The organism is Wolbachia endosymbiont of Drosophila leontia, assembly GCF_028981785.1.
GTDB classification, from domain to species: domain Bacteria; phylum Pseudomonadota; class Alphaproteobacteria; order Rickettsiales; family Anaplasmataceae; genus Wolbachia; species Wolbachia pipientis.
In genome coordinates this window covers 1-11,812 of record NZ_JAPQLK010000001.1, presented here as the reverse complement: position 1 = coordinate 11,812, position 11,812 = coordinate 1, and the positions used below count along the sequence as shown (strand labels likewise).

Below are 11,812 nucleotides of genomic sequence, written 5' to 3'. Positions count from 1 at the left end.
CTTGCAAATGATTGTCCTTTCCTTCATTTCTCTCCTATTACGAAGATTTTAAACAGGTTCTAAGAAAAATGCTAGAACAGCAAATTACCCAAAAGAGGTTTAACGGATTAGGATTTGATAGATAGTTGTTATATTAACCTCTCCATCTTATATTGAGGATCAGATGCAATGCCATACACTCTATTTGGCGGAGCAATTTTGTTCTCTATACCAAAAACTATACCTTCAATTATTGCTGTGAGTACTTTTTCAAGGTCACAATCTGCTCCGGGAACACGGTGCTCTAGGCGGCATCTTTTGGAATCGTTGCCAAAATAGGGAATTCTTATCGCAGCAGTTCTGTTATTTACTCCCCAACTAATCGTAGTTGGAGTGTGAATATCCGGGTACTGAAATCTTAAATATGAATCATCATTTGGAGCAAAGAACAACATATGTTTTTTCATCATTGCACATAATCCACCAATACTGTGAATCAGATAGTCTCTGTACTTTTGCTCATTGCTATAAAATAAGTTATCGTTATTTGAATTCACGAGATTAACATGCACATTTAATGCGCTGCCTGCTCTATCCAAATAAGGCTTTGCTTTAAAAGAAACATTCCCGCCAAGTTTTTGTGCTACTTCAGTAAGTAATTGTTTTGCTAACTCGAAATGCTTGATTAAATTGTCGGAGTTCGTATAGTAACCACTTTTTATCTCATATTGATGTGTAGAATTCTCCTTCTCGCAAGAAAATTCAAGAGATGCTATTTTATTTTTGATGCTATTCAGAAATAAATATTCTTTTTCTATTCCCTCAATATAAAACTCTAGTTCAATACCGAATACAGCATAATAACTCAAATTACTTAATATAATCATAAATTTGCTTCAGTAAATCTATATTAGGTTAGCTATATTTATATGAATACTTTACTTATTTGCCAGTAAATTTAACATCTTATTTATACATAATGTATTACTGTTTTTAATAGCATGCTTCTAATCCTCGATACAAGCGACATTTACAAATTTTTCATTTTTTTGAAATAAAAATGATCAATTTTAGTGTTTTTATACCCTTTACAACTCATCAAAAAATCACCATAATTTTTAGTATGTACTAAGTAATATTAGCTTTTCATTTTGCAGTAAGCTGTTGATTATCTTGCATCTTTCTGATTATTGTTTTTTCTTGGTGTGGTATATGAACTTAACTAGCCCTAAGGTTTCTACTGTGTTTTTTGATCAGATTATTACAGTAACAGATCACAATGTTACTTGGGAAAAAATCCAAAATTGTCTTTATAATCTTTATGGAGAAGCAACATATAACAGCTGGCTGAGTTCACTAAAATTTGTCAGTAGCAGAAATGGGGAAGTTCTTTTATCCGTGTCAACAAGGTTTATAAAAGAGTGGATTACAGTTCATTACATGAAAAAAATATTATCATTATGGCAAAGCGAGGATCAAAGTATATGTTCCATTGATATTCAAGTGATTGAAGAAAGGGATTCAAATTCTAATGTTATACTAAAAAACAGAGAGGAAAGTAATCATAATCTTGGTTCACCACTGGATCCCAGATTCACTTTTGATAATTTTGTGGTAGGAAAGTCAAATGAATTAGCATTTACAGCGGCAAAGCGTGTGGCAGAATCTATAGATCCAATATTAGGCAGCAATCCTTTGTTTCTATATGGTGGAGTGGGACTTGGTAAAACACATCTAATGCATGCTATAGCTTGGCACATAGTCAATTCCCCATCAGCAAAAAGAAAAGTGGTGTATTTATCAGCAGAGAAATTCATGTACCAATATATTACAGCGCTGCGAAGCAAAGATATTATGTTATTTAAAGAGCAATTTAGATCAGTAGATGTATTGATGGTAGATGATGTGCAATTTATCAGTGGTAAAGATAGTACACAAGAAGAATTTTTTCACACTTTCAATGCATTGATAGACCAAAATAAACAATTGGTTATATCAGCTGATAGGTCTCCTAGTGATCTTGATGGAGTAGAAGAAAGAATAAAATCACGACTCGGTTGGGGGTTGGTGGCAGATATTAATGAAACAACTTTTGAATTGAGGCTTGGTATATTGCAGGCAAAAGTGGAGCAGATGAATATGTATGTTCCGAAAGATGTCCTAGAGTTTTTAGCAAGGAACATAAAATCTAATATAAGAGAATTAGAAGGAGCATTAAATAAGGTTACCCATACCTCATTAATTGGAAGAAGTATGACGGTAGAATCAGCTAGTGAAACCCTAATCGATCTTCTTAGGTCAAATCATAGGTCAGTCACAATAGAAGAAATACAAAAGAAAGTAGCTGAATTTTTCAATATAAAGGTTGCAGATATGCAATCCAATAGAAGGCTTCGCAGTCTTGCAAGGCCAAGACAAATAGCTATGTATTTTGCCAAAAAATTTACGCAAAAAAGCCTACCAGATATTGGGAGAAACTTTGGTGGCAGAGACCATGCTACTGTTATACATGCAGTAAAACAAGTAGAAAATTTTATAAAGACCGACTCAAAATTTGCTGATGAAATCAATCGATTAAAAAAAATGTTTAAGTAGCGTTTTTAAAATAGCTAATAACAAATCCTAAAATGAATCGACTATAGTTTTAATCCGTTTAAGTTTAAAATCTTCTGTTAGCTTCGCAGAATACATTTCCTTATTATCTTGGTTATAGAGGGTAAATTTGTGATCATCTAAGTTTAGTATTGCAAAGCCAAAGCCGAAAAAGTTTCTAACTTCGTGTGCTAAGTAGTTTCTACCATTTGAATAGTCAAATTCTACATTTTGGTAAACAGGTTCTTGATCTTGAGCGTGTAGTAATGAACCGCCATTTCCAACTATAATCTGGTCTGGAACATTATCCATTAATAAAATCTGGGCTATATGAATATGGCCGGAAACTATGGTAGTAACATTGCTTGGAAATCTATCCCCAAAAGCTTCAATTTGTGTAAGATTGCCATGGCTTTTTAATGTCAAAAATTCTTTTTTTGGAGATCTCCAAAGTGGTTTATGAGTTAAAAACCACGTGGGCTTATCTTGTATCAATTTATCAAATGGCCTTTCAAAAGCATCAATTGTGCTTTGGGTTGTAAAAATATCCTCACCGGATGAAGAGTCGAAGATAAAAAATTTCATCGGTCCAGCATCTAAGGACCAACTAGAAACGAAGTTTCCACATTTTTCAGACGAAAAGGGGTATGAATCTAAATACCTGAACCATCCTTCATAAGCTCTATCACAACTCTCATGGTTTCCACGAACAAAAAGGAAAGGGGATTGTGATAAAATATCCTTTGCAGGCTCAAACCAATCAGCGTACCAAGCTTCTTTATTATATCCATAAATATCGCCACACTTTTTTGTATTTCTACATCTTGTTTGCCTATAATGATAATCACCAACATGGATAATTAAATCTGGTTTATGAAGGGCAATTGAGTCTAAATTTTTTTTTAAAGGCCAGCTATCTACCGAATTACATTCCTGCTGAAATAACATATTTATTCTACAGCCCGTGTCACCAATGAAAGCAATTTTATTAACCTTTTTTGGTAATATAGGAACCCGTAGATCCTCAATACTAACGTCTTTGGCACTTGTTTGTACTGTCAGTTCACAAACTGTTTCGTTATGATCACCATTGTTAATTGAGCTGCGATTCAGCATTTCTGTTTCCTTGCCATCAACATAAACAATGGGACACATGTCATTGTCCGTAATTGCGCGTATGCTTAGTTTATTTTCTGGGATAACTTGAGACCATGTGTATAATATTTGTGCATGGACGAAGTGAAAGCTAGTTATAAGAGAGAGAGCTAAAAAAATAAAGATATTAGCTATATTCATTTGTATAAAAACCTAAGTTAAAAATTAGTAGTAAGGTTATCTTAAATGATTAAAATTTATAATCACAAAATTCATAATCAAATTATACAAACAATTTCTAAATTATTCTAGTATCAGATTGACACTCTAGATGAAAAATTCTAAAATGATTAAGTAATTTAAAATAATTATATAAAAACTAGAATATAGTGCGGCCGTGGTGGAATTGGTAGACACGCAGCGTTGAGGTCGCTGTGGCTCATAAGGCCTTGGAAGTTCAAGTCTTCTCGGCCGCACCAGTTTTTATCGCTGTTTAATATGGGTAAAAATGTTTATAGGAAATCAGAGTAGCAATAAGGTAGAAAGAGCTATCAGCGAAATCAGGCGCGGTCGGCCAATTGTAATATATGATGAAAGTAGTTATCTATTGTTTGCTGCTGCTGAGGCTTTAGAAAGAGATTTATTTAATCAATACAAGCTTATATCAAGCAATGTATATGTTACTTTAACTTCAAGTAAGGTAAAATACATATCTCAGAATAAAGAACATAACAGCAAACGTCTGTTGGTGAATAATTTTGATGAACTGCTCCATTTAATAAACTGTTCAAAGGAAGATTGTATAAAAGAGTTGCAATGCTCAAAGACAATAGATGAATGTGCTATTGCCTTGCTTAAGTTCTCAGGATTATTGCCATACGCGTTAGTGGCTGATATGACTTTTGAGAATAATCATGAAATGCGAAATTGGTGCGAGAAAAATGACGTTATTGCACTGGACACGTCATTCATAAATAATTTTCAAGAAAATCAGGATGTATATGAAGTGTGCAAAACATCATTATTTTTAAAACAGACTCAAGAAGTAAATATCATATCTTATAGAACCGAAAGTGGTGGAAGAGAACATCATGCAATTATCATTGGCAATCCAGATAAAGATGGCGAACCATTAGTAAGAATTCATTCTTCGTGTTATACGGGTGACTTGTTAGATAGCTTGTCGTGCGATTGCAGAAGTCAGTTACATCAAGCAATTCAAATGATAGCTGACTCTGGAAGTGGTATTATATTGTATTTGATGCAAGATGGAAGGGGCATTGGTTTAACTAATAAGTTAAGAGCGTACAGTATGCAAAGAGGACATAATCTTGATACTGTTGATGCAAATAGAACATTGGGTTTTGAAGATGATGAAAGGAGTTTTGCTGTTGCAGCTAAAATGCTTAAGAAATTGAACATTAACAAAATCCAATTACTTACAAACAATGATAGGAAATTGTCAGAATTGGAAAGTAGTGGTATAGGAGTTACAAAGTGTCTACCACTTATTGTGGAACGTAATAAATATAACGATTCATATATGGAGACAAAGTTTGGTAAATTAGGCCATAGATTAAGAGTTTTTTAGCTTTTTTGCTGTAACTACTTTGTTAATTTGCTACGTTTATTAACATAAGTTAAGATTTTTGGGAATACTAAAATGCTAAGATTTTTTAAGCGAGAAAAAAATACTGAATCCTTAGATAAGGATATAAATTGGAATTCAAACCGCTACAGCACAGTTATTGCTCAAAGGAATACTCTACTTTTATTTGCATTAATATTATTAGCAACGATCTCTATCAGCATATTAGTCATATTTAAAATTAGCACAAGTAGCACTATTGAGCCATTTGTTATAGAAATTGACAAGAAATCAGGAATAGTGCAATTGGTTGATCCTGTCACAGTAAAACAGTATTCTGCAGATGAAGCGCTAAACGATTATTTTATTTCAGAGTATATAAAAGCAAGGGAGGTTTTTGATCCATATCATTATAATTATAACTATTATACAAAGGTGAGGTTGTTTTCCTCACCTAATGTGTATAATGAATTTAGAAATTATGTAGGATCGCAGAATATGGATGATCTTTTTAATTTATATTCAGATACCAAAAGTGAATTTAAAATTCGCTCAATTCAAAAGTTGGGTAACGATGCCCTTCAGGTGAGATTTTTTGTGGAATTTACACGGAAAGATGGAAGTTCTACGAGAAAAAATAAGATAGTTATTACGTCATATAGATATGCATCGCTTGAAATGGATGATCAGCAAAGATATATTAACCCATTAGGATTTCAAGTTATTTCATATAGAGTAGATGATGAATATGTATAGGATATTATTAGTTTTAGCTTTACTTGTCAGTGGCAATTTAAACGCATCCATTAATTATAATGAGCCTATTTCTGTAGATAGTAGAATAAAGACTTTTGTGTATAGCCCTAATGAAGTATTTACGGTGGTTTTTAGTCAGGGTTACTATTCTTATATTGAATTTGCGGAAGGAGAAAAAGTTAAAAATATCGCTGTTGGTGATGCATCAAGTTGGAAAATTAACCCTTATGACAATAAATTGCTTATCATGCCATTTGAAGTTAGTAGTCGCACTAACATGATTATTACGACAACTAAAAAAAGAAATTACATTTTTGATTTAATCTCAAGGCCAAACTACGATAAATACCCGGACACTGATGCTAAGAAAGTGGATCACGACTATTCTGCTGAAAAGGATATATCTTACGTAGTACGTTTTTATTATCCTCAAGAAGAAGGTGAATTTGATGTTGATTTAGATGAGGTTTCTTTACCCACTCAAATGCAATATACTACAGACAAGCTAGAAAAAATAATACAAGAAAATGATACGAAGTACAATTATACATATATTGATGAAGGTGGTAATGCGGATATAGTTCCGATCGAGTTATTTGATGATGGTTATTTAACCTATTTAAAATTTAGAAATAATAATAAAATACCTCAGGTTTTTGTAGAAGGGGAGGATAAACCTCGTAAAAGGCTGTTATTTGATGATTATGTTATAACAAAAGGAGTACATAAAAAGCTATTTATGCGTTATGAAGATGGTGAAGTTGAAATTATAAATAGGTCACTTTAGCTGTGGTACATGCAATATGAATAAAGAAAGGCGTAACAATTCAGAAGATGAATCAGAAATAGAGAATAAGGTAGTAACAGTTGGCTCTAATCAAGGTCATAGGGCATTGATGGTCATTATTTTAGTACTTCTGGTTGGTGGAGTGTATTATCTCTATTTTAGTCCTTCTCATAAAGAGGGTTCAGAAGTTATTGAAAAAGAGGAAACAAAGCAAAACGTTCAAGAATTGAAAGGAAAGTTGGAACAAGTTCCAGATAATGTAATGGTTCCTGAAAGAATAATAACCGATTCCTTACCACCCTTACCTCCTCTTCCTACACCACAAATCGTACCAGAAATAAAACAAATTAAAAAAGAAGAAGAGAAACCAAAAGAAACTTCTGCGTCAAATATACCTATTTTGCCAAAGCAAAATTTTCCTTCTAGTAATGTTATGGGCAATTTACCTACCTCATTTCCTACAATAGGGGGTGGCGGTTATCCTAGAGACAGACGTAGTGCACAAATGTTAACAATTTCAGGTGGTAGTGGAGAGAACAAGGCTGCTGATGCTATTTTATCCGACACTTCAGCACAATCGAGCAAAGCTACCAGGGTAGGAAAGCTTGGTTTAATGATTACTCAAGGTAAAATTATTGATGCTGTTCTTGAAACTGCAATAAACTCTGATCTGCAAGGAATGCTGCGTGCTATGGTGAGTAGAGATGTTTATGCGGAAACTGGTGATACAGTTTTAATACCTAAAGGCTCAAGATTGATAGGCAGTTATTCATTTGACTCGAATGTTGCTAAATCTCGTGTAAATATAAACTGGAATAGAGTGATTCTGCCACATGGAATAGATATTGCAATCTCATCACTTAGTACTGACGAGCTTGGTAGAGCAGGAATAGCAGGAATAGTTGATAACAAAATAGTAAGTGCGTTATTCTCTTCAGTGACACTTGCTGGTGTTTCGATTGGTTCTGCTGTTATAGGGCAAAAGGCTTCTAATCTTGTTGATACGCTAACTATCAGAGATGCAGTAAAGTCTATCACTGCAACCGAAATAGATTTTTCTTCTCTCCAACTCATTATTGACCCAGAAAAGAAGATATCTAGTGACAAATGGAAATTAGGCCTTGGGGCTATCGGAAGAATTCGGAGTGCCAAAAGCAGACAAGATTTACTAAAAATAATGAAAGAGGAAATAGCAAAAGCACTAGGAATTGAAGAAGACGAGGTAAATATAAGCCTGGAAATTGTAAATCAACTGTTAGAACAAATTCAAAGAAAAAGCAAGTCTGTTTATGATGAAGCAATCGGGAAATCAATCGAGGATTTTTCTAAAGATATGCGGGATGTAGTGGGCAGATATACAGATAAAAAACCAACTATTTATGTTGATCAAGGCACTGCATTGAAAGTATTTGTTAACCAAGATATAGTATTTCCTCCACAGGCAATATTAAATCAATGAAATGAACTATGCTGCACTTGATACATATTTGGAGCCATTACAAGGCATATTTCAAGAAGAAGGCGTAAATGAAATATCAATAAATAAGCCAAAGGAAGTATGGATTGAAAATCGCGGTGAAATAAGGTGTGAAAAATTAGAAGTATTCGATCTTAACCATTTGAAATCTCTTGGCAGACTGATTGCTCAAGCTACAGAACAAAAACTTAGCGAAGAAGCGCCGTTACTTTCGGCAACATTACCAAATGGTTATCGTATACAGATAGTATTTCCGCCAGCATGTGAGCCTGATAAAGTAGTCATGTCGATTCGTAAGCCTTCTAGCATGCAATTAGCACTCGATGATTACGAAAAAATGGGGGCTTTTTCTGAAACTGTTACAGAAGCAACTGATAATCCAGTTGACCGTCATTTGGATTTACTGTTAAGGCAAAAAAAAATAAAAGAGTTTTTAGAATACGCTGTAATAAGTAAGAAAAATATTATAATTAGTGGTGGAACTTCCACTGGTAAGACTACTTTTACTAATGCTACTTTGCGTGCTATTCCAGCTGAGGAAAGAATTATTACTGTTGAGGATGCAAAGGAAATCGTTTTGAACGATCATCCCAATAAAGTCCATCTAATTGCCTCTAAAGGAGGGCAGGGCAGAGCAAAAGTAACCACTCAAGATTTGATAGAAGCGTGCTTACGTTTAAGGCCAGACAGAATAATAGTTGGTGAGCTCCGTGGAGCGGAAGCTTTTAGTTTTCTCAGGGCGATAAATACTGGTCACCCTGGATCAATATCAACCCTTCATGCGGATAGTCCAACAATGGCCCTTGAGCAAATAAAATTGATGGTTATGCAGGCAAATCTTGGCATTCCTCCAGACCAAATTATACCATACATTAGAAATGTGATTGATGTTGTTATTCAGCTAAAAAGAACCGGTGGGGGCAAAAGAAGCATTTCTGAGATATTATTTACTAGATCTGCGAGCGAAAATGCTTAAATTTATACATAAGTTAAGGAAGAGTAGTTTATGAGTAATGGAAATCACCTACGTAATATTCTCATAGGAGGTGTAGTAGCTTTTAGCGTACTTGAGTTTTGCTTCTATCTATCTGGTATATTGTTTGTTCTGTTTGCTGATGGTCCGGATGCTGTGGATTTTAAGGCAATTAATCCTAGTTTGACGCCTTTCCCTCAAGCTCTTTGGCCAACGATTTTTGATCATATACAATATTGTTGGCATCATCCAGAGTTATATAGCCTTGAGCTCAAAATCACATTAATTATATCTTCTGCACTGCCTATCATTGTTTTAATGATTATCTTATGGAATTTAAGAGAAAGGATAATTGAGTGGCGACCATTTAAAAAGAAGGAATCACTTCATGGAGATTCGCAGTGGGCATCAGAGAAAGACATACGAAAAGCAGGATTAAGAAGCAAAAAGGGATTATTGCTTGGTAAAGATAAAAGAGGATACTTCATTTCTGATGGGTTTCAGCATGCATTGTTATTTGCACCTACAGGTTCTGGTAAGGGTGTTGGCTTTGTAATTCCTAATTTATTATTTTGGACTGACTCGGTAATTGTACACGACATAAAATTAGAAAACTATGAAATAACAAGTGGTTGGCGAGAACGACAAGGACAAAAAGTATACGTATGGAATCCAGCGCAGCCAGATGGAATAAGTCACTGTTACAATCCATTACAATGGATTAGTGAAAAACCTGGGCAGATGGTTGACGATGTGCAGAAAATAGCTAACCTAATCATGCCTGAACAAGACTTTTGGCAGAATGAAGCAAGAAGCTTATTTGTTGGAGTGGTATTATACTTACTTGCTGCACCAGAGAAAGTTAAATCTTTTGGTGAAGTTGTGCGTACGATGCGTAGTGATGACGTGGTTTATAATCTTGCTGTTGCTCTTGATACAATGGGTAAAATACTACACCCTGTAGCATATATGAATATTGCAGCTTTTTTACAAAAAGCTGATAAAGAAAGGTCAGGTGTTGTATCAACCATGAACTCATCACTTGAATTGTGGGCAAACCCATTGATTGATACCGCAACTGCGTCAAGTGATTTTAATATTCTAGATTTTAAAAAGAAGAAAATTACAGTTTATGTTGGTTTAACTCCTGACAACTTGACTAGGCTCAGGCCTTTAATGCAGGTTTTTTACCAACAGGCAACTGAGTTTTTATGTAGAAAATTGCCATCGGATGACGAGCCTTATGGCGTATTGTTTTTAATGGATGAGTTTCCTACACTTGGAAAAATGGAGCAATTTCAAACAGGTATTGCATATTTTCGTGGTTATCGAGTTAGGTTATTCTTAATTGTTCAAGATACTGAGCAGCTCAAAGGAATATACGAAGAAGCAGGGATGAACTCCTTTTTGTCAAACTCGACTTACAGAATAACTTTTGCAGCCAATAATATTGAAACAGCTAATTTAATATCGCAACTTATAGGAAACAAAACTGTACAACAAGAATCGTTGAATAAGCCTAAATTTTTAGATTTAAATCCTGCTTCAAGGTCATTACATATCTCTGAAATACAGAGAGCATTGCTATTGCCTCAAGAAGTTATTATGTTGCCACGTGACGATCAGATAATTTTAATAGAGTCGACTTACCCAATTAAATCAAAGAAAATTTTGTACTACAGTGATACCACCTTCACAAGAAGGCTGCTCAAACAAACTCGTGTGCCTACACAAGAACCATATGACCCAAACAAAGTTCTTTCTGCCGCTGCGAGCAAAGATAAGGTTAATAACGAGGGGAATAATGTTCTTGAGGGACCTAATTCAGTTGATTATCCTGCTGAAACTAAAACCGAAGATGCAGTATATGATGAATCAGATGAATTTGCAGACGAAGATATTGATGATGAAGATATCGACGATAAGTTTGAAGATGATGACGAGGAAGATGAGGATAGGAGCGATGATGGGTTTGATGACGAAGAAGAGGAGGATGAATTTGAAGATGAGGATAAATTAAAAAATGACGAGAAGTAAGGTTAACTTTGCCTATTTTTAGCTCAGAAAAGTGCAAGTTATGCAAATAATTAGGTTTTTCATATTAAGCCATTTTTAATTAATTAGTATTAGATTAGCTATTTTAACTAGGGGAGTAGTAATGATTAGTAAAAAAACATTAGCGGTTACAGCACTTGCTTTATTGTTGTCACAACAATCTTTTGCGAGTGAAACAGAAGGGTTTTACTTTGGTAGTGGGTATTATGGTCAATTTTTTAATGGCATGGGTGAACTAAAAACAAGCACTACAGATATCAAAAATTTGTCTATAAATGACAGGGGTGCTCAGAACACAAAAGGTCAGTCACTAAGTAAGTATAAAGGAGATTACAATCCACCTTTTGCTGCAAATGTAGCACTTGGTTACACAGGAGAATTGGGTAACAACAGCTGTAGGGCTGAATTAGAAGGAATGTATTCTTCTGTAAAAGTGGATAAGAACCTGTTTAAAATCTTCGTAATAGGAGAGAAGTGAAGGAAAGGACAATCATTTGCAAGCTGGTGTTG

9 protein-coding genes, 1 tRNA gene and 1 pseudogene are annotated in these 11,812 nt (G+C 34.5%); 9 read left to right on the top strand and 2 right to left on the bottom strand.

Translation table 11 applies throughout. The annotated features are described in order from the left end of the window. Window positions 1-128: 128 nt before the first annotated feature. Window positions 129-866, bottom strand: a complete 738-nt coding sequence (locus OZD63_RS00055) for a type I glutamate--ammonia ligase (RefSeq protein WP_274979846.1) — start codon at window positions 864-866, stop codon at window positions 129-131. 325 nt (window positions 867-1,191) lie between these two features. Here OZD63_RS00055 and dnaA point away from each other — a divergent pair, with 325 nt between their 5' ends. Continuing rightward, window positions 1,192-2,574 (top strand): chromosomal replication initiator protein DnaA, encoded by a 1,383-nt coding sequence (gene dnaA, locus OZD63_RS00050; protein WP_275007743.1) that lies wholly within the window; start codon window positions 1,192-1,194, stop codon window positions 2,572-2,574. A 27-nt stretch (window positions 2,575-2,601) separates the two neighbouring features. Here dnaA and OZD63_RS00045 read toward each other — a convergent pair whose 3' ends face one another. Beyond that, the gene (locus OZD63_RS00045) at window positions 2,602-3,867 is read right to left on the bottom strand and encodes a metallophosphoesterase family protein (RefSeq protein ID WP_275007741.1); all 1,266 of its coding nucleotides are present in this window, start codon (window positions 3,865-3,867) and stop codon (window positions 2,602-2,604) included. A gap of 190 nt (window positions 3,868-4,057) precedes the next feature. On the opposite strand from OZD63_RS00045, the gene OZD63_RS00040 reads away from it, so the two are divergent. The 8 genes and pseudogenes from OZD63_RS00040 to OZD63_RS00005 all read left to right on the top strand — a co-directional run. Next, window positions 4,058-4,145: transfer RNA gene (locus tag OZD63_RS00040), tRNA-Leu, on the top strand. 29 nt (window positions 4,146-4,174) lie between these two features. Continuing rightward, window positions 4,175-5,257, top strand: coding sequence for a GTP cyclohydrolase II (locus OZD63_RS00035; protein WP_275007739.1), 1,083 nt, complete (start codon window positions 4,175-4,177; stop codon window positions 5,255-5,257). A gap of 72 nt (window positions 5,258-5,329) precedes the next feature. Next, the gene (locus OZD63_RS00030) at window positions 5,330-6,010 is read left to right on the top strand and encodes a VirB8 family type IV secretion system protein (protein ID WP_274979850.1); all 681 of its coding nucleotides are present in this window, start codon (window positions 5,330-5,332) and stop codon (window positions 6,008-6,010) included. After that, the gene (gene virB9, locus OZD63_RS00025; protein WP_275007745.1) at window positions 5,997-6,797 is read left to right on the top strand and encodes a P-type conjugative transfer protein VirB9; all 801 of its coding nucleotides are present in this window, start codon (window positions 5,997-5,999) and stop codon (window positions 6,795-6,797) included. The genes OZD63_RS00030 and virB9 overlap by 14 nt, the downstream gene beginning before the upstream one ends. A gap of 16 nt (window positions 6,798-6,813) precedes the next feature. Further along, entirely contained in the window at window positions 6,814-8,256 is a 1,443-nt protein-coding gene (locus tag OZD63_RS00020) for a TrbI/VirB10 family protein (protein WP_275007736.1), read from the top strand. Between the two features lies 1 nt (window position 8,257). After that, window positions 8,258-9,250, top strand: a complete 993-nt coding sequence (gene virB11 / locus OZD63_RS00015) for a P-type DNA transfer ATPase VirB11 (RefSeq protein WP_275007734.1) — start codon at window positions 8,258-8,260, stop codon at window positions 9,248-9,250. Between the two features lie 30 nt (window positions 9,251-9,280). Next, complete coding sequence (locus OZD63_RS00010; RefSeq protein WP_077188467.1) at window positions 9,281-11,284, top strand: type IV secretory system conjugative DNA transfer family protein; 2,004 nt, start codon at window positions 9,281-9,283, stop codon at window positions 11,282-11,284. A 121-nt stretch (window positions 11,285-11,405) separates the two neighbouring features. Further along, a pseudogene (locus OZD63_RS00005) lies at window positions 11,406-11,741 on the top strand (P44/Msp2 family outer membrane protein); the annotation flags it as partial. Between the last annotated feature and the right edge of the window lie 71 nt (window positions 11,742-11,812).